General features: G+C 62.9%; 20 protein-coding genes. 17 read left to right on the top strand and 3 right to left on the bottom strand.

Features of this window, described 5'->3' with window-relative positions:
* The first annotated feature begins 250 nt into the window (after positions 1-250).
* Both tldD and NB311A_RS01675 read left to right on the top strand, forming a co-directional pair.
* The gene (tldD, locus tag NB311A_RS01680; RefSeq protein ID WP_009796670.1) at positions 251-1678 is read left to right on the top strand and encodes a metalloprotease TldD; all 1428 of its coding nucleotides are present in this window, start codon (positions 251-253) and stop codon (positions 1676-1678) included.
* Between the two features lie 460 nt (positions 1679-2138).
* Positions 2139-2669, top strand: a complete 531-nt coding sequence (locus tag NB311A_RS01675; RefSeq protein ID WP_009796669.1) for a hypothetical protein — start codon at positions 2139-2141, stop codon at positions 2667-2669.
* Between the two features lie 35 nt (positions 2670-2704).
* Here the strand turns inward: NB311A_RS01675 and NB311A_RS01670 are convergent, their stop codons facing one another.
* Positions 2705-3445: a DUF4336 domain-containing protein gene (locus tag NB311A_RS01670; protein ID WP_040673689.1), complete on the bottom strand. Its 741-nt coding sequence runs from the start codon at positions 3443-3445 to the stop codon at positions 2705-2707.
* A 202-nt stretch (positions 3446-3647) separates the two neighbouring features.
* Here NB311A_RS01670 and NB311A_RS01665 point away from each other — a divergent pair, with 202 nt between their 5' ends.
* Entirely contained in the window at positions 3648-4568 is a 921-nt protein-coding gene (locus tag NB311A_RS01665) for a pirin family protein (RefSeq protein WP_009796667.1), read from the top strand.
* A gap of 6 nt (positions 4569-4574) precedes the next feature.
* Here NB311A_RS01665 and NB311A_RS01660 read toward each other — a convergent pair whose 3' ends face one another.
* A complete protein-coding gene (locus tag NB311A_RS01660) occupies positions 4575-5576 on the bottom strand; it encodes an adenosine kinase (protein ID WP_009796666.1) in 1002 nt (333 codons plus the stop codon).
* A gap of 120 nt (positions 5577-5696) precedes the next feature.
* On the opposite strand from NB311A_RS01660, the gene murJ reads away from it, so the two are divergent.
* The 4 genes from murJ to NB311A_RS01640 all read left to right on the top strand — a co-directional run bounded on the left by murJ (position 5697) and on the right by NB311A_RS01640 (position 10006).
* Entirely contained in the window at positions 5697-7256 is a 1560-nt protein-coding gene (murJ, locus tag NB311A_RS01655; RefSeq protein ID WP_009796665.1) for a murein biosynthesis integral membrane protein MurJ, read from the top strand.
* 211 nt (positions 7257-7467) lie between these two features.
* Positions 7468-8511 carry a tryptophan--tRNA ligase gene (gene trpS / locus NB311A_RS01650; protein WP_040673749.1) on the top strand — a complete coding sequence of 348 codons (1044 nt, stop codon included), beginning with the start codon at positions 7468-7470 and terminating at the stop codon, positions 8509-8511.
* Positions 8512-8592: 81 nt separating this feature from the next.
* Positions 8593-9087 (top strand): universal stress protein, encoded by a 495-nt coding sequence (locus tag NB311A_RS01645; protein WP_009796663.1) that lies wholly within the window; start codon positions 8593-8595, stop codon positions 9085-9087.
* Positions 9088-9433: 346 nt separating this feature from the next.
* The gene (locus NB311A_RS01640; RefSeq protein ID WP_009796662.1) at positions 9434-10006 is read left to right on the top strand and encodes a NifU family protein; all 573 of its coding nucleotides are present in this window, start codon (positions 9434-9436) and stop codon (positions 10004-10006) included.
* A 126-nt stretch (positions 10007-10132) separates the two neighbouring features.
* Here the strand turns inward: NB311A_RS01640 and NB311A_RS01635 are convergent, their stop codons facing one another.
* Positions 10133-11242 carry a DUF2778 domain-containing protein gene (locus tag NB311A_RS01635; RefSeq protein ID WP_009796661.1) on the bottom strand — a complete coding sequence of 370 codons (1110 nt, stop codon included), beginning with the start codon at positions 11240-11242 and terminating at the stop codon, positions 10133-10135.
* A gap of 295 nt (positions 11243-11537) precedes the next feature.
* Here NB311A_RS01635 and tsaB point away from each other — a divergent pair, with 295 nt between their 5' ends.
* The 10 genes from tsaB (at position 11538) to trmB (ending at position 20514) form a co-directional block, all read left to right on the top strand.
* On the top strand, positions 11538-12236 hold the full coding sequence (gene tsaB, locus NB311A_RS01630) for a tRNA (adenosine(37)-N6)-threonylcarbamoyltransferase complex dimerization subunit type 1 TsaB (RefSeq protein WP_009796660.1): 699 nt from the start codon (positions 11538-11540) through the stop codon (positions 12234-12236).
* On the top strand, positions 12233-12715 hold the full coding sequence (rimI, locus tag NB311A_RS01625; RefSeq protein ID WP_040673688.1) for a ribosomal protein S18-alanine N-acetyltransferase: 483 nt from the start codon (positions 12233-12235) through the stop codon (positions 12713-12715). The genes tsaB and rimI overlap by 4 nt, the downstream gene beginning before the upstream one ends.
* A gap of 147 nt (positions 12716-12862) precedes the next feature.
* The gene (locus NB311A_RS01620) at positions 12863-13312 is read left to right on the top strand and encodes a Fur family transcriptional regulator (RefSeq protein ID WP_040673687.1); all 450 of its coding nucleotides are present in this window, start codon (positions 12863-12865) and stop codon (positions 13310-13312) included.
* A 12-nt stretch (positions 13313-13324) separates the two neighbouring features.
* Positions 13325-14749: a tRNA (N6-isopentenyl adenosine(37)-C2)-methylthiotransferase MiaB gene (miaB, locus tag NB311A_RS01615; RefSeq protein WP_207382329.1), complete on the top strand. Its 1425-nt coding sequence runs from the start codon at positions 13325-13327 to the stop codon at positions 14747-14749.
* Between the two features lie 4 nt (positions 14750-14753).
* Positions 14754-15803: a PhoH family protein gene (locus tag NB311A_RS01610; RefSeq protein WP_009796656.1), complete on the top strand. Its 1050-nt coding sequence runs from the start codon at positions 14754-14756 to the stop codon at positions 15801-15803.
* A 62-nt stretch (positions 15804-15865) separates the two neighbouring features.
* Positions 15866-16375, top strand: coding sequence for an rRNA maturation RNase YbeY (gene ybeY / locus NB311A_RS01605; protein WP_040673686.1), 510 nt, complete (start codon positions 15866-15868; stop codon positions 16373-16375).
* The gene (locus NB311A_RS01600) at positions 16376-17500 is read left to right on the top strand and encodes a hemolysin family protein (RefSeq protein WP_009796654.1); all 1125 of its coding nucleotides are present in this window, start codon (positions 16376-16378) and stop codon (positions 17498-17500) included.
* A gap of 2 nt (positions 17501-17502) precedes the next feature.
* Entirely contained in the window at positions 17503-19104 is a 1602-nt protein-coding gene (gene lnt / locus NB311A_RS01595; RefSeq protein ID WP_009796653.1) for an apolipoprotein N-acyltransferase, read from the top strand.
* Between the two features lie 216 nt (positions 19105-19320).
* Positions 19321-19740, top strand: coding sequence for a helix-turn-helix domain-containing protein (locus tag NB311A_RS01590; protein WP_009796652.1), 420 nt, complete (start codon positions 19321-19323; stop codon positions 19738-19740).
* Positions 19741-19761: 21 nt separating this feature from the next.
* Positions 19762-20514: a tRNA (guanosine(46)-N7)-methyltransferase TrmB gene (gene trmB, locus NB311A_RS01585; protein WP_009796651.1), complete on the top strand. Its 753-nt coding sequence runs from the start codon at positions 19762-19764 to the stop codon at positions 20512-20514.
* Positions 20515-20717: the final 203 nt, after the last annotated feature.

Raw genomic sequence — 20717 nt, 5'->3', positions numbered from 1 at the left:
CGCTCGAAATCGCTCCAGGGTCTGCATCAACTCGTTGAACCGGCTCGTCGCCTATCTTTTTGTTTGAGCACGATCTTATCCGAAAACCGGTTTCCACTCCCGCAAAAGTGGATGCCGGTTTTGCGAGCGGTGCCGCCGCGCGAATGAAGTTCGGCAGAAAAAACCTCCCATCCCGCACCAATCATACCTATCTTGAACGTCTGTTCTTGAACGTCTGTCCGCTTGACGGGCAATTGCACCCGGAGTTCGCATGACCAGCCCCACTGCCACTTCTCTGCTCGACCGCGCGAATCTCGACCGCACTTCCGTACGCAACGAAGTTGCGCGGGGCCTCAAAGGCGCGGACGACGGCGAACTGTTTCTTGAATACAACCAGAGCGAAGCACTGATGTTCGACAACGGCCGGCTCAAGCAGGCGACCTATGACACCTCGCAAGGCTTCGGCCTTCGCGCGGTCAAGGACGACGCCGTCGGCTACGCCCATTCGTCCGACGTTTCGCTGCCTGCCCTGATCCGCGCCGCCGATGCTGTCGGCGCCGTGCGCGGCGGCTATCAGGGCACCTTCGCGGCCGCTCCCGGCCATACCAACGTGCGGCTTTACGGCGATGACAATCCCCTCGACGGGCTGGGCTTCGAGACCAAGGTCAAGCTGCTCGCCGAGATCGACGCCTATGTGCGCGACAAGGATCCGCGGGTACGTCAGGTCTCCGTCAGCCTCGGTGCGTCGTGGCAGGTCGTCGAAATCATGCGGCCGGACGGTGAAAGCTATCGCGATGTTCGCCCGCTGGTGCGGGTGAATATCTCCGTCGTCGCCGGACAGGGCGACCGGCAGGAAACCGGCAGCAAGGGCTATGGCGGCCGCGAGGGCTATGCACGCTTCGTGGAAACTCAAGCGTGGCGCGAGGCCGCGGACGGTGCGATCCGCCAGGTCCTGATCAACCTCGAATCAATCCCCGCGCCGGCCGGCGAGATGGATGTGGTGCTCGGCCCGGGCTGGCCCGGCGTGATGCTGCATGAAGCGGTGGGGCACGGCCTCGAGGGCGACTTCAACCGCAAAAAGACCTCGGCTTTCGCAGGACTGATGGGGCAGCAGGTCGCGGCCAGGGGCGTCACCGTGGTCGACGACGGCACCCTATCCGCGCGGCGCGGCTCGCTTTCCATCGATGACGAGGGCACGCCGACCAGCCGAACCGTGCTGATCGAGGACGGCATCCTGGTCGGCTATATGCAGGACCGACAGAACGCGCGGCTGATGGGAATGAAGCCGACCGGCAACGGACGCCGCCAGGACTATGCCCATGTCCCGATGCCGCGGATGACCAATACCTATATGCCGGCGGGCGATCGTGATCCGGCGGAGATTCTCGCCTCGGTGAAGAATGGCGTCTATGCCGTCAATTTCGGCGGCGGCCAGGTCGACATCACCTCGGGCAAATACGTGTTCCAGTGCACCGAGGCCTACCGAATCGAGAACGGCAAGATCGGCGCGCCGCTGAAAGGCGCGATGCTGATCGGCAACGGGCCGACCGATCTTCACCGCATCACCATGGTCGGCAACGATGTCGCGCTGGACGATGGTGTCGGCACCTGCGGCAAAAACGGTCAAGGCGTGCCGGTTGGCGTCGGCCAGCCCACCTTGCGAATGGAGCGGATAACGGTCGGAGGGACGGGCGGATAAACGCGGACACCTCCCCGCATCAGCCGCAACTTCCCGCGGCGCCGATCAACTATAGCGCTTTCGGGCGAAGCACGTCCTCGAACTTGACCCGGAGATGGATGCAAGTTCGCGTAAAGAAGACGCGTCAGACCAGGACGCTTGCGTCATTCACCGTTTCCGTGAAGCGGTGAAGGACTCGAGCCGCCCGCGAATATGAGCGAGGGGTAGACGCTCCTCTGCGGCACGACCGTCCCGTCCGCACGGCCCCGAGCAGCAGACGTTAAGAACGACCTCCGCGGCCGCTTCGACAAACGAGCGATTTGCGGTCACATCTTCATGTACCGGCTTCACGAGTACCCACGAGGATCTACTCCAAACACGCGCGTGTGAACCATATTTCCGAGATTCGCTTGAACCCGAACCCGTCATCAGGAACCTAATCTTACGGGTCGCGTTTTGTTTCGAGTAGGCGTCGGTGAGCATGATGTTGGTCTTCCGATATTTCGTGGTGATGGGTTGCTGCCTGGTGGGCCTGCTTTTCGCCGCCGACTTGTTATGGTCTGGTGACCACATGGCCGGTGATCATCGCGCCACGGCGCGCGCCGCTATGACTGTCGCGGGAGCGACATCGGCGGAGCCCCGATCTGCGAGCCGGGCATCGGGAGAACAGGCGGTTCTCAGTTCCATAGAAAACTGGCGCCGCTCGGAGCAACGTTTCGAGCGCGCGAAGCAACATCTCCGTCCTGTGGTCTATCCGAATGTCGTGACACTGGCGCCCACCCCGGATCGCCTGCAGTGGGAACGCCAGCTCCGTTACCTGCCGGCGGACCACGTTTACGAAGCGCGGGCGGAAATGCCGAAGGAGCCCATTGCGGAACGGCCCAAGGTGGCTGCGAAGACCACGACGCGCAAGCATGTCGCCCATGCCCGCTCCGCAAGGATGGCGTCGGAGATCGAGCGCTCGCGCTACGCTCGCAACGCCGCGTGGGACCCGTTCGGACTGTTCGACTGAGCGAGACCGGCCGCGCCCCGCAAGGGCCGCTGTTATCATAATAGCCACTGGAAGGCGCGGCGTAATTCATCAGCGCCATTGCGATCGTAACAACGGCCATGGGCGAGAATAATCCGCTCCGGATTCCAGCCGATCATGGTTTTAACGGCAAACCTCAACTGCTCTTTGTCCCGATAGGATGCGCGCATGTCGCGCGGCATCGATCCGTTCGGATCCTGTGCGCAGCCGAGCCGCGTCAGCCAGCGCATGACAACTGAGGTTATCTTGTGAGGCTCGAAATTTTCGATCAGATCGGTCACCACTAACGTCCGGCTCAGGCGGTGAAAGAAGACGACTTCCGTCATGTAGCTGCCCTTGACCGGAAGGGTCGCGAGGTCCTCGTCCCAAGGGTAACCCCGACACCGATCAAGCTCCTCGCAATCAAAGTCGATACGGCTGCCCGCCTGCTCGCGGATGCGCGGCGCGAGAAAGACCTCGGCATCAGGAAAGGCGTTGTGCCAGTCGGCAATCCACCAGTAGTGGATCCGGTTGGGCCCGATGACCCAGCGCGGCCGACCGAGTCCTTCGACGCTCCCCTTGAGTTGGGGCGTTAGCCGCGTCGGTGAATGGATAAACAAGTCACAACCGACACGAATGACCGTCATGCGGGTCGGGAACGGCAATTTCAGCAAAGGCGGGCCGAAGGAGATCGTCGGACCATCGACAATCCAGACGTCGTCGGCAACGCGTTTGAGCGTGTCGAGCGGCGGATAGGTCGCGAGCGTCTCTCGTTCCATGGCGCGATCGTCCAGCGCGCATCCCGAATGACCGAATCTTCGGACAAGATCACGCTCAACAATGGACGAGAACACGGTTGGATCCCGTGAACAACGGCTTGGTGAAGCCGGAACTAAAATCCATTCTTCCCCGCGCGGTTGCCAACCGACAGCCCGCGCACGATACTTCTGGGTTCAATCGTCATTGCCTGACGGAGGCGACATGAGCTGGCTTCCTTCAACCGATCCCGCGCTCGGCGACGCCAAATCCTGCGACGCGCTCGAACTTGTCATCGTACCGCGCACCCGTGACCTTGGCGACGGATTCGCCGTGCGCCGCGCGCTGCCGCACGGCAGGCGGCAGATGGTCGGCCCGTTCATCTTCTTCGATCATTTCGGTCCGGTGCAGTTCGTCTCCGGCAAGGGCATGGACGTGCGGCCGCATCCGCACATCGGTCTCGCCACCGTCACCTACCTGTTCGACGGCAGCATCATGCACCGCGACAGCGAGGGCAACATCCAGGAAATCCGGCCCGGCGCCATGAACCTGATGACCGCGGGGCGCGGCATCGCCCATTCCGAACGCACCCCCGACGCGCAACGCGCAAATGGCCAGTTGATGCTCGGCCTGCAAAGCTGGATCGCGCTGCCGGAGGGCAAGGAGGAAATCGCGCCGACCTTCCAGCACTACGGCGCCGCCAGCTTGCCGACCGTACAGGACAAGGGAGTGCGCGCCCGCGTCATCGCCGGCCGGTCGTTCGGCGCGAGTTCGCCGGTCGAGATGGTGTCGCCGTGGTTCTATGTCGAGGTCGCTCTCGATACCGGCATGAGCGCGCCGCTTGACGCGGACCACGAAGAGCGCGCGATCTATCTCGTCGACGGCGCGATCGAGATCGCGGGCGACCGTCACGAAGCGCCGCAGCTTCTGGTTTTCCGCCCCGGCGACCGCATCACGGTGCGCGCGACCACGCCGACGCGGATGATGTTCCTCGGCGGCGACGCGCTGGAAGGGCCGCGTCATATCTGGTGGAATTTCGTCTCCTCCAGCAAGGAGCGCATCGAGCAGGCGAAAGATGACTGGAAAACCGGCCGCTTCGCACCCGTCCCGAATGAGCACGAATTCATTCCGCTGCCGGAAAGCTGATGCAGCTTACACCGGCAGCCCGTTTGCCTGCGCGAGTTCTTTCAGCGACACCTGCGGCCGTGCGCCGATGTGCTGAATCACCTCGGCCGCGGCGAGCGCGCCGAGCCTTCCTGCGTCTTCATGGCTCGCGCCGCGCACCAGCCCGAACAGAAAGCCGGCGGCGAACAGATCGCCCGCTCCCGTGGTATCGACCAGCGTGTCGATCGCGCACGCCGGCACCGTCGTCGTTTCGTCCGTCGTCGCAACCACGCAACCCTTCTCGCTGCGAGTGACGACACCGAGCGCGACGTCCTTGCGCAACTGTCCTAGCGCGGTGCCAAAATCGGATGTCTGGTAGAGCGAATGCAGCTCCGTCTCGTTGGCGAAGATGAGATCGACCGCGCCGCTTCGCATCAGCTGCAGAAACTCGTCCCGGTAGCGATCGACGCAAAACGCATCCGACAAGGTCAGCGCGACTTGCCGCCCGGCGTCATGCGCGATTTGCGATGCCTTGAGGAACGCCTCCTTGGCGGCTTTTGGGTCCCACAGATAGCCTTCGAGATAGAGGATCGACGCGGCGGCGACGGCGTCCCCATCAATATCCGCCGGCGACAGATCCTGGGCCGCACCGAGATAAGTATTCATGGTGCGCTCGCCGTCCGGCGTCACCAGTATGTAGGAACAGCCGGTGGCAGGGCCGTCACATGCTGGCGGCGTTTCGAAAGCCACCTTGGCGGCGCGAATATCATGGGCATAGAGACGGCCGATCTGGTCGTCCTTCACCTTGCCGACATAGGCGGTGCGAGCACCGAACCCGGCGAGACCGACGATGGTATTTGCCGCCGAACCGCCCGACATCTCGGTCGCAGGTCCCATGTCGGCATAGATCGAGGCGGCGCGCGCCTCGTCGATCAGCGCCATGCCGCCCTTGGCCATGCCGTGAGCGGCGAGAAAACCTTCGTCGGTTCGCACCAGGACGTCGAAAATCGCATTGCCGATCGCTAGAACGTCGTATTTCGCTGCAGCCATTAAGAATATCCTGTCGTGGCAATTGCGGTGGGGCGCGGAATCCGGTCAGACTCCTGGTCGGTGAAGGTGCCGCCTATCACGGTGCCTCTCAGCCATCAAGCACGGTGCTCCAGCCTCGCCATGATCCGCTCCGTCCTCACCGTCTCCTCGGGCAACCTCGCCTCACGGCTGCTCGGATTCGGGCGCGATGCGCTGACCGCGGCGCTGCTAGGCGCTGGCCCGGTCGCCGACGCTTTTCTGATGGCGTTTCAGCTCATCAGCGTGGTCCGCCGGATGCTCGCTGAAGGGGCTCTGAACGCGGCGCTGGTGCCGGCATGGATGCGGTTGCGCGAGACCAGCGGCCTTGCCGCGGCATTGGCTTTCGCCGGCAACGTGCTCGCAACCGTGAGCGCGACGCTGATCGTGGTGACTGTGATCGCCAGCGCGGCGATGCCGCTTCTCATGAGGGCGCTCGCGCCGGGTTTTGCCGGTAGCGAGAGCATGCAACTCGCCATCACCGACTTACGACTGATGCTGCCCTATCTCGCTTTCGCGGGGCCCACGGCCGTCATCATGGGCCTGCTGAACGCCCGACACCGCTTCGCGATCCCCGCCTTTTTGCCGCTGCTGTTCAATGGCGCATTGGTTCTCGTCGCCGTGCTGCTGTTGTCGTTACAGCAAGAGCCGCATTTTGCCGCACTGATGATGGCGGCAACCGTGGGCGCCGCCGGATTGCTGCAACTGGTGGTGCTTGCGCTGCTGACCCGCCGCCACGAGCTCGCAACTCCTTTGCGGATATCATTCGCTTCCGGGATGCGCGATTTTGCCGGCAAGGCCGTCCCCGGCATGGTCGCGAATTCAGGGCCGCAACTGCTGATCGTCGCCGGGGCGATCCTGGCATCGACATCGCCCTCGGCCGTATCATGGCTTTACTTCGCGAACCGCCTGATCGAGCTGCCGCTGGGCATGGTCGGCGTCGCCATCGGCACCGTACTGGTGCCGGAAATCACCCGTGCCCTCACCAAAGGCGACAGAGCGGCCATGGTAAACGCCGAATCACGCGGAATCGAACTGGCGGCAGCGCTCGCCTTGCCCGCGGCGATCGGCCTGATCGTCCTCAGCGAACCCATCGTGCGCGTCCTGTTCGAACACGGCGCGTTCACCGCGGCCGACACGCGTGCGACGGCGCTCACGCTGGGCTGTCTCGGCTTTGGCCTGCCCGCCTATGTCGTGATCAAGGCGCTATCGCCTGCGTTTTTCGCGCGCGGCAATACAATGACGCCGCTCATGGCCACGCTGAAGGGAATCGCTGTCGCGATGGTTCTCGCACTCGTATTGGAGCGGCCGTTCGGAGTCGCAGGCATCGCTGTCGCCGTCGCGCTCGGAGCATGGAGCAGCGCGGTAAGCCTCATCCGCAGTATTGCCGCGACCTTTGGATTTTCCATTGACGCCGAAGCGCGCCGCCGCCTGCCGCGCATAGGACTGGCAGCATTCGTCATGGGCGGTGTTTTATGGCTCGCCGTGCGATTGGCCGGCCCGGTCTCCGGCGCAAACGGATTGCTCCAGGCGGCCACGCTCGCCGTCCTGATCGCCGCAGGCGTCGCGATCTACGGCCTGCTGCTGTGGATGCTTCGGGTCATCGATCGGAACGACATACAAGGCGCGCTTATACGGTCGCGATCCGGCGACTTGCGCGCCTAGCGCGTATTCCGCAAAAGCGGACACCGGTTTTGCGATCAGAATACGCGCAAGTTAATGATTGAGAGCATTTTCTTCACGCTAACCGGATTCCACTTAGCCGGAAAATGCTCTAAAGCCGCGCGTGACAATGGACGGCGCGCTGGACGAAGACATGGGCCCGCGTGTCGCGAACATGCCGATCAATCGCGCGCGGGCAAACGGGAACTCAACGATGACGACACGGGTTTTTTCAGGCGTTCAGCCGACCGGCAACCTGCATCTCGGCAATTACCTCGGCGCCATCGTTAACTTCGTAAAATTGCAGGCTGATCACGAGTGTCTCTATTGCGTGGTTGATCTGCATGCCATCACCGTGCCCGTCGCCGTCTGGGGCGGACCCGACGAGCTGCGCCGCGCCACTCGCGAAGTGACAGCTGCCTTTATCGCGAGCGGCATCGATCCGAAGCGACACATCATCTTCAACCAGAGTCAGGTGGCCGGACACGCCGAATTGGCATGGGTGCTCAACTGCGTGGCGCGGCTCGGCTGGCTCAACCGCATGACCCAGTTCAAGGAAAAGGCCGGCAAGGATCGCGAGAACGCTTCCGTGGGTCTTTACGATTACCCGGTGCTGATGGCGTCGGATATCCTGGTCTATCGCGCCACGCACGTTCCGGTCGGCGAGGACCAGAAACAGCACCTCGAACTCAGCCGCGACATCGCGCAGAAATTCAACAACGACTTCTCCGAATCCATCGCCGCCAACGGCCATGGCGACACGTTCTTTCCGCTGCCGGAGCCCGTGATCACGGGACCCGCGACGCGGGTGATGAGCCTGCGCGACGGCACCAAGAAGATGTCGAAGTCGGATCCGTCCGATTATTCGCGCATCAATCTGACCGACGACGCCGATACCATCGCGCAAAAGATCCGCAAGGCCAAGACCGATCCGGAGCCGCTGCCGTCGGAGGAAAAGGGGCTGGAAAACCGACCCGAGGCCGACAACCTGGTCGGCATCTATGCGGCGCTGTCGGGGAAGCCCAAGTCCGCGCTGCTCGCGGAGTTCGGCGGCGCGCAATTCTCGGGCTTCAAATCCAGCCTCGTCGATCTCGCGGTCGCAAAGCTGTCGCCGATCGCTCGCGAGATGAAACGGCTCACCGACGATCCGGCCCATGTCGACCGGATTCTGATCGAGGGCGCCGACCGCGCCAGCGCGATCGCATCGCAGACCATGGACGCGGTGAAGGACATCGTCGGTTTTATCCGCAAACGCTAAGCTGTCACGCTCCGGAACCTGCTTGTCGGGGCACCCCTGCCGTGTCAGCATGGCGGCGGCTGGTTCAGCACCGGGACATGCATGAGCGCACAACGCCGAAGCTACGAGAGCGGTCACAAGCCGAAATATCTGGTCGTGGTCGATGACAGCGCGGAATGGGATCGCGCCGTCTACTATGCAAGCCGCCGCGCCATTCGCGTCGGCGGAGGCATCGTGATGTTGCGGGTGGTGGAGCCGGAAGACCGCAATCAGGAATGGCTCGGCGTCGCCGAGGTGATGCGGGCCGAGGCCTATGAAGGTGCGGATGCGGCGCTTGATCGCGCCTCCGGCCGGGCCAACGGGATCGCCGCGATCACGCCGGAACGGATCATTCGCGAGGGCGATCCGCTCGAACAAATTCTGGATATCATTGAGAAGGACGTGGATATTTCGATGCTGGTGCTCGCCGCCAGCGGCGGTCCCGAAGGTCCCGGCCCGATCATCACGACGCTGGCCAAGACCGCCGGGAACTTTCCGATTCCAGTGACGATCGTTCCGGGCACCCTGACGGACGATGCGATTGACGCCCTGTCCTAGAGTCTGGTTCAATTGCATTGAACCAGACTCGTCGCTTATCTTTCTGTTTAAGCGTGATCTTTTCCGAAAACCGGTTTCCCCTTTTCGGGATCATTAGAGCCTCCCCTTCCAATGAGATTTATAAGCAAGGCTCCATGATTTGATCTGACGCGGTTCCTTCGCGCGACTCAATTCCATCCCCGTGTCAGGCTCGAGGGCATGCTTCGCTCGAAAACGCTATCCGCCCCGGCGTGTATGCCGAGACGTGGATTGGACGGCAGCCTGCGGCCTTGATCGTGCCTTTGTGGTCGCTATCTGCTAGAGGAACCCACGCGCCGGCCTTGAACCGGCGGCGACGGAGAGACCAATGTTCATTCAGACCGAAATCACCCCCAATCCAGCCACCTTGAAGTTCCTGCCCGGCCGCACCGTGCTCGGCAAGGACACCATGGAATTCACCAGCGCCAGCACCACCGCCCGCTCGCCGCTCGCCGTAAAGCTGTTCGCCGTGCACGGCGTCACCGGCGTGTTCTATGGCTCGGATTTCATCACGGTGACGAAGGACGACGCCAGCGACTGGCAGCATCTCAAGCCGGCCATCCTCGGCGTGATCATGGAACATTACATGTCGGGTGCGCCGCTGTTGGCGGACGACGGGGGCAACACTGAACCGAACGCAGAAAACGACGTCGAATTTTTCGATGAAGCGGATGCGGAGACTGTGACCCTGATCAAGGACCTGATCGAGACGCGGGTACGGCCCGGGGTTGCCGATGACGGCGGCGACATCACCTTCCGCGGCTTCAAGGACGGGGTCGTCTACGTGAACATGAAGGGTGCATGTTCCGGATGCCCGTCATCGACGGTAACCTTGCGGAACGGCATTCAGAACCTTCTGAAACATTTCGTGCCGGAGGTCGTCGAAGTGCGGCCGGTGTAGAAGCGCGCGGCTTTTCGCAAGAATCTGGACCTTTCCGCTTCTGCTGGGGCCGAGAAGCGGGCTTCCATTTGACCGCTTTTCTCTTCATGCGAAGCGATATCATCTCGCTCGAAAACGCTATATCGTTCAGAGCTTTGCAACGACAACCAGTCGCTTGATTCTGCCGCTCTTATAGGCGCGCAGAAATGCGCCGTAGTTCTTGAACGAGACGCAGCCATTGGAGGCGCCGGTCGGCCCGAGCATATAAGTGTGCGCCAACAGTCCGGTGCGCCCGTATATCTTATCCTCGCCGCCGATCGGTTTCAGCCTGATCGCCTCCACGCCGTGGAACGGTCGTTCGCGCAATGACAGGTCGTAGACGTGCGGCGGCGTCACGCCGCGCATTTTCCTGCCGGCAGAGCGCGGATCGTCCATCATGTTGCCTAGCCCGGAATGCGCCTCGAGTATGCTGCCGTCCGGCAGGTAAACCTTACGCCCGGAAATATCATAAACGGCGGTGAACTGATCGTATTCCGGGATCCGGCCGAGCGTCAGGCTCTCGCCGTCGCTGCTTATCCCGCCGTCAGGCGCGGCGAACGCCAGTTTCAGGCTGGGCGCGGGCCTGCCGAACAGTTTCTCGAAGATCGATGGCTTTTTCGGCTCCGGCTCCGCAGCGGTGGGGGCCTGCGCAACCTCGCTGCGGGGTGGGGTGGCGGCAGCCTGAAGCTGACGCAGTTCGGACGGACGCGAAGCCGGCATCGGAACAATCGCGGCCATTTGCGGTCTGCGCGGAAGCGGCAGGATTTCCGGTGCGGTCTCGACGGGTATCGAGGCGATCGTCTGCGGGGCAAACTGAGCCGGCTTAAAGGTGCCTGGCGTCGGCCCGAGGAAGCGCGGACCGTAGAGTAATGCGGTGCGGGCCAGTGCTTCAGGATCCTGGCCCCGGACCCTGGCTGCCGCAGGCGTTCCGGTCGGCGTCCCCACGGCGCGCGGCGCGGGGATTTCTCCCAAGGCCTCATACGCGGCCGCGATGCGGCGAACCGGCTCCACCGAAAGCCTCGGCGCCAGCGGCGGTAACGAGGCCGTGACCAACTCCGAAGGTCCGCCGGAAACATTGGCGTAGAGTATCCAGGCGCAGGCCGCCCCGATACAGGCAAGCGCGGCGGCGCCTAGAATATTTTGAGGAACCGCCTTGCCGGGCAGGTCGGCGGAATAAGCCGCCACATCATAGTAACGTCTGCCCGTAACATACGTCATTCGCCCCACGCCCCGAGTCACTCTGCTTCCGATCGCTGCCGGCGGCGCTCCCACGCCGCCGGCATATGCGGATCAAAACCGCGCATAGCTGATTCGCTAACCCCAAGTTCCGGCGGAGCCGTCACAGACTTGCTAATCGCCATTAAGGCGACTTTTAGTTAAATGCGGATTAAATTTGAGTCGGACCCCATGACCACGAGGTAAACAGCCGGATCACGGCAATCTGGTGTCTAAAACCGGGATTCCTCTGTCCAAATCGCAGGTATTCCCCGGGCAAGGGTGCTAATCTGCTCCCATGCTCATTCTTGCGATCGACACCGCACTCGATGCCTGCGCCGCCGGCGTGCTGGATACCGATGCCGGTCGCCTGATCGCCCAGGAAACGCTGCCGATGAAGCGCGGCCACGCAGAAGCCCTGATGCCGCTGATCGCCAGAGTCATTGAATCCGCCGGAATCGCCTTTTCGGCGCTGGACCGCATCGCCGCAACCACCGGCCCCGGCAGCTTCACCGGCCTGCGGGTGGGGCTATCGGCCGCGCGCGGCATCGCGCTTGCCGCCGACAAACCGGTGGTCGGCGTGACCACCCTCGCAGCCTTTGCCGCCCCGGTTCTTGGTGAGAACCGCGAGCCGCCGGTGATTTCCGCGATCGATGCCCGGCATGATCAGGTTTATTTTCAGGCGACAAGTGGCAACGGCGCCACGCTGGTCCCGCCGCGGGTCGCGCCGGTCGAGGAGGCGCTTGCCGCATCGCGCTTCGGCGCGCCGCATCTGGTCGGCAACGCCGCGAAGCTTCTCGCCGACCGTTGGCCGGCGCACCTCGCGCCCCCGGTCGCGGTCGATCCACAGGCAGCACCCCATATCGCCTGGGTGGCATGGCTCGGAGCAGACATCAGTCCGAATGCCGCGCCGCCGCGCCCGTACTACCTGCGGGCGCCCGACGCGAAGCCGACCGCCGATTCCTTGCCTGGAACACAAAAGCTGGTCGCATCATGATGGCATGGTTCCAGGGCAAGGAGCGCGCAGCTCCGATTGTCGAGCCCGCACGTCCCAACGACGCGGCGCGCCTTGCGGCGATTCACGGCGCATCGTTTCATCGCGGTTGGGGCGAAAGCGAATTCGAGACCATGATCGCCGAGCGCAACACGCTGGTTCAGCGTCTGCGGCTGCGATCGAACGTGATCGGCTTTGCGGTGTCACGCATCGCCGCGGATGAGGCTGAAATCCTGTCGATCGCAATCGACTCCGGCTATCGCGGCCAGGGATTTTCGTCCGACCTGCTGTTCACGCACCTTGGCCACCTCGCCGGGCGCGGCGTGCGGACCGTTTTTCTTGAAGTCGAGGAAAATAATCAGCCGGCTCGGCGCCTTTATGACCGCGCCGGCTTCACCGTTGCAGGACGCCGCGAACGCTACTATCGCGAAGCGGGCGGCCAGGAGCTGAACGCATTGGTGATGCGCCGCAACTTGTCGTAATCTCCAAGCGGTGGCAAAAGGCACCAGGACAACGATCGGCAACGGTGCAACCGGTTTTTTCGTCCGGCCGCACTCCCTTATATCGTTCGCGCGCATTATCTTACGCATCTGTGAGCGGATCATGCGCCATTGGAACCGGACACCTTAATGACGGCTCTTAAATCGACGTCTGTGCAGACCCCCCCCAATATCGAGGCGCGTTGCGCGGCCACGGGAATGCGTATGACAGAACAGCGCCGTGTTATCGCGCGTGTGCTAGCGGAGGCGTCCGATCATCCGGACGTCGAGGAGCTCTATCGACGCTGCGTTGCGGTGGATGACAAGATTTCGATCTCGACAGTCTATCGCACGGTGAAGCTGTTTGAAGATGCCGGCATCATCGAGCGGCACGATTTTCGCGAGGGGCGCGCGCGCTATGAGACGATGCGCGACAGTCACCACGATCATTTGATTAATCTGCGCGACGGCACGGTCATCGAATTTACGTCGGACGAAATCGAGGAGCTGCAAGCTGAGGTGGCGCGCAAGCTCGGCTACAGGCTGGTCGATCATCGGCTCGAGCTCTATTGCGTTCCGATGGACGACGACAAGTCCTGAGTGCTGATCGAAATGCCGGAAAGCCGCATGCCGCCGCGCAAGCTGCACATCAAATCCTACGGTTGCCAGATGAACGTCTACGACGCCCAGCGGATGGCGGACGCGCTGGCGCCGGAAGGATATGTCGAGACCGCCAGCGCCGAGGATGCCGACCTTGTCATTCTCAACACCTGTCACATCCGCGAGAAGGCATCCGAGAAGGTCTATTCCGAACTCGGCCGGCTGCGTGCCGCCAAGGATCAGGCGGCGCGTGATGGACGCGGCATGAGCGTTGTCGTCGCCGGTTGCGTCGCGCAGGCCGAAGGCGAGGAGATCATTCGGCGCGCGCCCGTGGTCGATGTGGTGGTGGGTCCGCAGAGCTATCATCACCTGCCCGAGCTGCTCGCGCGCGCGAAGGCCGCCGGCCGCGCGCTTGAGACCGAGTTTCCGGTCGCGGACAAGTTCGGCTTCCTGCCGCAACCGTCGCGGCAGGCGATTCGTGCTCGCGGTATATCAGCGTTCGTGACGGTGCAGGAAGGCTGCGACAAATTTTGTACGTTTTGCGTCGTGCCCTATACGCGCGGCGCCGAGGTGTCGCGCCCGGTGGCGAAGATCGCCGAGGACGTCCAGCGCTTGGCGGATAACGGTGTGCGCGAGATCACGCTGATCGGACAGAACGTCAACGCCTATCACGGCGAAGGCCCGGACGGACGGCCTTGGCCGTTCGGCAAGCTACTGTATCGTCTCGCCGAAATTCCGGGCATCGTCCGGCTGCGCTACTCGACCAGCCATCCGCGCGACGTCGAGGACTCGCTGATCGACGCCCACCGCCATCTCGATGCGTTGATGCCGTTCGTGCATCTGCCGGTGCAGTCCGGCTCCGACCGAATCCTCGCCGCCATGAACCGCAGACACAGCGCGAGCGATTACCGCCGCGTGATCGACCGGTTTCGTCATGCCCGGCAGGACATCGCATTCTCGTCGGACTTCATAGTCGGCTTCCCGGGCGAAACCGAGGAAGATTTCGCCGCCACCCTCGCGCTCGTGGGTCAAATCGGATACGCTGCCGCCTATTCGTTCAAATACTCGCCGCGGCCGGGAACTCCGGCGGCGGAGCTGCGGGAGGCGGTATCAACGGCCGACATGGACGCGCGACTGGAGCGGCTTCAGAAACTGATCGACAGCCAGCAATCCGCCTTCAACCGGACCGCGCTGGGCAGGACAATCGATGTGCTGTTCGAACGTGCCGGACGCAAGCCAGGCCAGATCGCCGGCCGCACCCCCTATCTGCAGCCCGCCCATGTAGAAGCGTCCGATGCCATCATCGGACAGGTGCTACCGGTAACGGTGGCGAGCCTGGAACGTTACAGCCTGTTCGGAACGCTGGCGTCCATACCGGCATCCCCCGCCCCTTTGGCGCCGGGCGAGGCGCAGTTCCAGACGACCGCCGGAGTCTGAACCCTTGCCCAAGAGCGCATCGGATTCCCCTCCTCTTGCCCCCAGCCGGAAACCAGACCTGCAAGGCCCGCCCCAAACGCAGGTCGTCATCGATTTCGAGGACAATCGTGCGGTATCTGCACTGGTCGGTCCTTATGGACAGAATCTCTCGCAACTTGAACGACGGCTCGGCGTGGTCGTCGATTCGCGCGGCAACCACATCACCATCGCCGGATCGCGCGACGGCTGCGACGCGGGGAGGCGCGTGCTGGAGACGCTCTACGCCCAGGCGGCGCAGGGCCATGATCTCTCGCAGGGCGAGGTCGAGGGCGCGATCCGCGCCGCGATCGCACAGGGCTCACTGTTCGAAGACGACGCCAAGGCGCCGCGCTCAGGGTTCGAAGCCATCAACCTGCGCAAGCGTCCGGTGCGGGCACGCACCGCTGCGCAGGACCTCTACATTCGCGCGTTGAAACGCCATGAACTGGTGTTCGGCATCGGTCCCGCCGGCACCGGCAAGACCTGGCTCGCAGTGGCGCAGGCCGCCCAACTCTTCGAGCGCAAGGAGGTCGATCGCATCATCCTGACGCGTCCCGCGGTCGAGGCGGGCGAACGGCTCGGCTTCCTGCCCGGAGACCTGCGCGAAAAAGTGGATCCATACCTGCGACCGATCTACGACGCACTATATGATCTGATGGACTCCCGCGCCGTTGAACGCGCGCTGCAAAGCGGCGAGATCGAGATCGCCCCCCTCGCCTTCATGCGCGGCCGCACCCTGACCAATGCAGCGATCATCCTCGATGAGGCGCAAAACACCACCTCGATGCAAATGAAGATGTTTCTGACACGACTGGGCGAAAACAGCCGCATGATCGTCACGGGCGATCCCTCGCAGGTCGATCTGCCGAACGGCCAGACATCGGGCCTAGCGGAAGCGACGCGACTGCTCGATGGTGTCGAGGGCGTGGCACAGGTGATATTCACGGCCGAGGACGTTATCCGTCATGAACTGGTCGCGCGGATCGTCGCCGCCTATGAGGGGCGGCCGCAGCGGCCGGCCACCGGAAAGCCCTGATGCCGGACATGAGCGTAAAAAAGGGCTGGTCTGCGCAAGGCGCTGGCGGCGAAGAACATATAATGATCTGCTCCGCTTCTCCCGTGACTGAAATTCTCGTTGTCGCCGATTGCTGGCGGGCGGAGGCCGATGCCGAGGCGATCATTCATCACGCCATCGAGACCGCTGCCGGAATGGTCGATGAAGACACTGGCGATGCCGAGCTCGCGATCATGCTGACCGACGACGCCGGCATCCATACGCTCAATGCGAACTGGCGCGGCATCGACAAGCCGACCAATGTCCTGTCGTTCCCGGCATTGCAGCCGACGGGTCCGTCCTTGCCCGGCGATCCGCCGCGGATGCTCGGGGACATTGCGATCGCCTATGAAACCCTGCGCCGTGAGGCCGATAACGAACACAAACCGTTCAGCCATCATCTCAGCCATCTCGCGATCCATGGGTTTTTGCATCTGATCGGTTATGACCACGAAACCGATGCGGACGCCGTGGAAATGGAAAACCTTGAGCGGAAAATCCTGGCGCAACTAGGGATCCCCGATCCTTACACGCCTCAAGAACGGACGATCTGAGTGTCTTCGGAGGACCAACCCAGCGATAGCCGGCCGGCGCAGGACAACCGCAACCTGCCGGTCCCCGTGCATAATGGCGAGGTGCTGCGCCCGGCCCCCGAGCGCTGGCTGATGCGGGCGATCCGCTCGCTGTTTGGATGGAAGGCGGGATCGGTCCGAGCCGACCTTCAGGTGGTGCTTGACGCCTCGACGCCGGACGAGACCAGTTTCACCGCCATCGAGCGCACCATGCTGCGCAACATCCTCAGCCTGCACGAACGACGCATCGCCGATGTGATGGTCCACCGCGCCGATATCGTCGCGGTCAAGCGCGACATTCCGCTCGGCGAACTGATCAACCTCTTCGAAAGCGCAGCGCATTCCCGTCTCGTCGTCTACAACGAAAACCTCGACGATCCCGAAGGCATGGTCCACATCCGCGACCTGCTGGCTTTCATGGCTCAGCGGGCGCGCACCGCAATGCCATCTACGGCGAAACGCAAGAAAGCGCCGCCGGCCGGTCTCGATCTGCGCGCCATTGATCTGGCGCTGCCGCTGAGCGAAGCCAACATCATCCGCAAGCTGCTCTACGTGCCGCCATCCATGCCTGCGATCGACTTGCTCGCGCAGATGCAAGCCTCGCGAATCCATCTGGCGCTCGTCGTCGATGAATATGGCGGCACCGACGGCCTAGTATCGATCGAGGATATCGTCGAGCAGGTCGTCGGCGAAATCGATGACGAGCACGATGGCGATGAACCGCCATCGATCGTGCGCCAGACCGAGAATTCCTTCATTGCCGATGCCCGCGCCAGCCTCGAGGACGTCTGCGACATGATCGGCGAGGCGTTCGAGACCGGTGAGGCAGGCGAGGAGGTCGACACGCTGGGAGGCTTTCTCGTCTCTTATGTCGGCCGCCTGCCGGTGCGCGGAGAGGTCATTCTAGGGCCGGGACCGTTCGAGATCGAAGTGCTCGACGCCGACCCTCGCCGCGTCAAGCGACTGCGGATCGGCCTGCGCAAGGAACGCCCTCCCGTTCGACCGCGCGACGGGCGGCGGCGAGAGAGCGCGCCGGATACGGCTTCTCAACCGCAGGGCGACCCGGCTTCTCTTTCGCCGCCGGGCGACGGAGAGGAAACCCCGTGAGCATGAGCATCGCAGGCAGCGCCAGGACCGCGGGCCTTGCCATCACGTTGTCATGGGGTTGGAAGCGCGCTCTCGTTGCGCTTGCCTCCGGCGCCGCCTCTTCGCTGGCGATGGAACCCTTCAATGTCTGGCCGGTGCTGTTCATAACCCTTCCGGTCGCAACCTGGCTGATCGACGGATCCGCCGCCGGCCGTCTGCGCGGCCTGCCCTCCGCGGCGCTCGCCGGCTGGCTGTTCGGGTTCGGCTATTTCGTTCCCGGACTGTACTGGATCGGGAATGCCTTCCTGGTTGATGCGCAGACCTTCGCGTGGCTGATGCCGTTCGCCGTCCTCGGTCTGCCGGCGTATCTCGCGCTCTTTACATCGCTCGGTTTCGCCCTGGCCCGCTTGATCTGGACCAGGGACGCCTCGCGTATTCTCGCGCTCGCCGCCGCGCTGACGATCAGTGAATGGCTCCGCGGACACGCTCTGACCGGGTTCCCGTGGAATGCCTTCGGCTATGCGCTGACGGAGCCGCTGGCGCTGGCGCAAACCGCCTCGCTGATCGGATTGTGGGGTTTGACATTCCTTAGCGTCGCCATCTTCGCGAGCCCCGCCGTACTGATCGACGGCCGCCGCGGCGGCAGACCCTGGCTGGTCCCGCTCAGCGCCCTCGTGCTCCTCGTCGCCATAAGCATCTACGGTTCGGTCAGACTATCGCGGCATCCGACGGAATTCACGAATAACGTCAGACTGCGCATCATGCAGCCCAATGTCGCGCAGGACGTGCGGTTCAACTATACCGCCAAGCAGGCGGTGATGCAGAAATACCTGACCCTCTCGGATCGCGCCACCGGACCGCGGTCAACCGGCGTCAGCGGCGCGACCGTCCTGATCTGGCCGGAATCGGCATTCCCGTTTTTTCTCACCCGCGAAGCCGACGCGATGGCGGAGATCGCCGATCTCCTGCCGAAAGGAACGATCCTGATTACCGGTTCGGTCCGCGCGCCCGACCTGCCGCCGGACGCCAGGATCACAAGGGCCTACAACTCGATCTATGTGATCGGCGATGACGGCGGTATCCTGTCCATTTACGACAAGCTCCATCTGGTGCCGTTCGGCGAATTCCTGCCGTTCCAGGGACTGATGGAAAAGCTTGGTTTCGTTCAACTCACCAAGGTCCAGGGCGGTTTCATCTCGGGAACCAGCCGGCGGACCATTGAACTGCCAAACGCGCCGAGCGTGCTTCCGCTGATCTGCTATGAGGCAATCTTTCCGGGTGACATTGCACCAAGAGGCGGCCGGCCGGGCTGGATCGTCAACCTCACCAACGACGGCTGGTTCGGTATCAGCACGGGCCCTCACCAACATCTTCAGCAGGCGCGGTTGCGGGCGATCGAACAAGGACTGCCTCTTGTGCGAGCGGCAAATACCGGTATTTCGGTGGTCACAGATCCCCTAGGGCGTATTGTCGCACGGCTCGATCTCGGCGTGGAAGGCGTGCTGGATTCCCGCCTGCCGGTTGCCCTCACGTCAACGCCCTACGCACGCGCCGGTGATATTCCCGCCGCAATCATGGTGACCATCGCGCTTGTTTTGGTGATTCGGCGCCGCCGCCAGCACTAGCAGCGGCGCGTGCATATTAATCGTGATGCGGAATTCTCTAAAGCTCTTCCATTCGCACGATCAATATAATCCGTGTAACAATTTGCACGAGTGATATAATACGGCCGGCTAAGATTTAACGATGAATTTTATGACGTGATTTTGAGCTGAGTTTAACGATAAGTGGCACCGGGAGCGTATCCACGGATCGCGACCCCTTCCGAGGAGACCTAGGAGATGTCGACTAAGGCGCCCAATCCTGTTGACAAACATGTCGGCAGCCGTGTGCGCATGCGCCGCATCATGCTCGGCATGAGTCAGGAAAAACTCGGGGAAGCCCTGGGACTGACGTTCCAGCAGGTTCAGAAATACGAGAAAGGCACCAATCGCGTCGGCGCCAGTCGCATCCAGCAGATTTCCGAGATCCTTCAGGTGCCGGTCTCGTTTCTGTTCGAGGGCAGCCCCGGCACCGGCGTCTCCAGAATCGATGGTCTGAGCGAGGCGCCCTCACCTGCTTACGTCTCCGATTTTCTTGCGACATCCGAAGGTCTTGCACTGACCCGCGCCTTCACCCGGATCACCGATGCGAAACTCCGTCGCAGCATCGTCGACATGGTCGAACAGATCGCGGCCCGGGAACCGTCCGACCAGCGCTAGCCGCCGTCACCGAGCGTTGCGATGACGGCTGCCGGTTCCGATCCTCATGAACCTCGTCCTGCCGCCGACGACGCATCGCCTCGCCGCAAGTCCGGCCAAGGTTCTTTTTTTGGGCGCCGCAAGGGACACAGGCTGCGGCCACATCAGAGCGACCTGATGGCGCATCTGCTGCCGCGCCTTAGTTTCGATCCCGCCAGGAGATCCGACCCGGCCGCGCTGTTCGGCCCGCCGGTTGACGAAATACGCATTGAGATCGGCTTCGGGGGCGGCGAGCATCTTGTCGCCGAAGCGCTGGCACGTCCGCGTACCGGCTTCATCGGCTGCGAACCCTACGTCAACGGCATGGCCAAGATCCTGTCGCCGATCGAGGCGCATGATATCAACAACATCCGCCTGTTCGCCGGCGACGCAGCGGACCTTCTGGCGTGGCTGCCGCAAGCGTCGCTGGCGCGGATCGATCTTATCCATCCTGACCCGTGGCCCAAGCGCCGCCATTGGAAGCGCCGTTTCGTTCAGGATGCGACCATCGCGGAGATGGCGCGCGTGCTTCGGCCGGGCGGCGAATTCCGCTTCGTCAGCGACATCGACGACTATGGCGCGTGGACGCTGTCACATTTCGCCCGCTCGCCGGACTTCCTGTGGCTGGCCGAACGCGCCGACGACTGGCGCAACCCATGGCCGGGCTACACCATGACGCGCTACGGCCGCAAAGCGATGCGCGAAGGCCGCCGCGCGACGTATCTGCGGTTTCGACGGAACGCCGACGCCTCATGATCGGCCACTGTCCGACATCATGACTCGCCACATGGCGCTGGTTCCCGATGCAGCCCGCTGAAACAATGGAACCGCCGAACTCTCCCCTCCGGCCTTGCCGAGGAGCACAAAAACAGCTATGTTGGTGGAAACTTTCTCATACGAGTGCGTATCGAGGGTGGGCCCGTCGGGACCCGCTCTTTTTTGTTACCTAAACGGATTGT

Origin of the sequence: Nitrobacter sp. Nb-311A (genome assembly GCF_000152905.1) — a bacterium.
GTDB lineage: Bacteria > Pseudomonadota > Alphaproteobacteria > Rhizobiales > Xanthobacteraceae > Nitrobacter.
This window is presented reverse-complemented; position numbering and strand designations above follow the sequence as displayed.

Excerpts from the sequence above, each read along its gene's own strand:
- murJ (WP_009796665.1), top strand. The coding sequence starts at position 5,697 with ATGATCCGCTCCGTCCTCACCGTCTCCTCGGGCAACCTCGCCTCACGG.
- NB311A_RS01660 (WP_009796666.1), bottom strand. The coding sequence starts at position 5,576 with ATGGCTGCAGCGAAATACGACGTTCTAGCGATCGGCAATGCGATTTTC.
- lnt (WP_009796653.1), top strand. The coding sequence starts at position 17,503 with ATGAGCATCGCAGGCAGCGCCAGGACCGCGGGCCTTGCCATCACGTTG.
- NB311A_RS01640 (WP_009796662.1), top strand. The coding sequence starts at position 9,434 with ATGTTCATTCAGACCGAAATCACCCCCAATCCAGCCACCTTGAAGTTC.
- NB311A_RS01590 (WP_009796652.1), top strand. The coding sequence starts at position 19,321 with ATGTCGACTAAGGCGCCCAATCCTGTTGACAAACATGTCGGCAGCCGT.
- rimI (WP_040673688.1), top strand. The coding sequence starts at position 12,233 with ATGATGGCATGGTTCCAGGGCAAGGAGCGCGCAGCTCCGATTGTCGAG.
- trmB (WP_009796651.1), top strand. The coding sequence starts at position 19,762 with ATGACGGCTGCCGGTTCCGATCCTCATGAACCTCGTCCTGCCGCCGAC.
- NB311A_RS01675 (WP_009796669.1), top strand. The coding sequence starts at position 2,139 with ATGATGTTGGTCTTCCGATATTTCGTGGTGATGGGTTGCTGCCTGGTG.
- tsaB (WP_009796660.1), top strand. The coding sequence starts at position 11,538 with ATGCTCATTCTTGCGATCGACACCGCACTCGATGCCTGCGCCGCCGGC.
- tldD (WP_009796670.1), top strand. The coding sequence starts at position 251 with ATGACCAGCCCCACTGCCACTTCTCTGCTCGACCGCGCGAATCTCGAC.
- miaB (WP_207382329.1), top strand. The coding sequence starts at position 13,325 with ATGCCGGAAAGCCGCATGCCGCCGCGCAAGCTGCACATCAAATCCTAC.
- NB311A_RS01670 (WP_040673689.1), bottom strand. The coding sequence starts at position 3,445 with ATGGAACGAGAGACGCTCGCGACCTATCCGCCGCTCGACACGCTCAAA.
- ybeY (WP_040673686.1), top strand. The coding sequence starts at position 15,866 with ATGATCTGCTCCGCTTCTCCCGTGACTGAAATTCTCGTTGTCGCCGAT.
- NB311A_RS01665 (WP_009796667.1), top strand. The coding sequence starts at position 3,648 with ATGAGCTGGCTTCCTTCAACCGATCCCGCGCTCGGCGACGCCAAATCC.
- NB311A_RS01645 (WP_009796663.1), top strand. The coding sequence starts at position 8,593 with ATGAGCGCACAACGCCGAAGCTACGAGAGCGGTCACAAGCCGAAATAT.
- trpS (WP_040673749.1), top strand. The coding sequence starts at position 7,468 with ATGACGACACGGGTTTTTTCAGGCGTTCAGCCGACCGGCAACCTGCAT.
- NB311A_RS01620 (WP_040673687.1), top strand. The coding sequence starts at position 12,863 with ATGACGGCTCTTAAATCGACGTCTGTGCAGACCCCCCCCAATATCGAG.
- NB311A_RS01635 (WP_009796661.1), bottom strand. The coding sequence starts at position 11,242 with ATGACGTATGTTACGGGCAGACGTTACTATGATGTGGCGGCTTATTCC.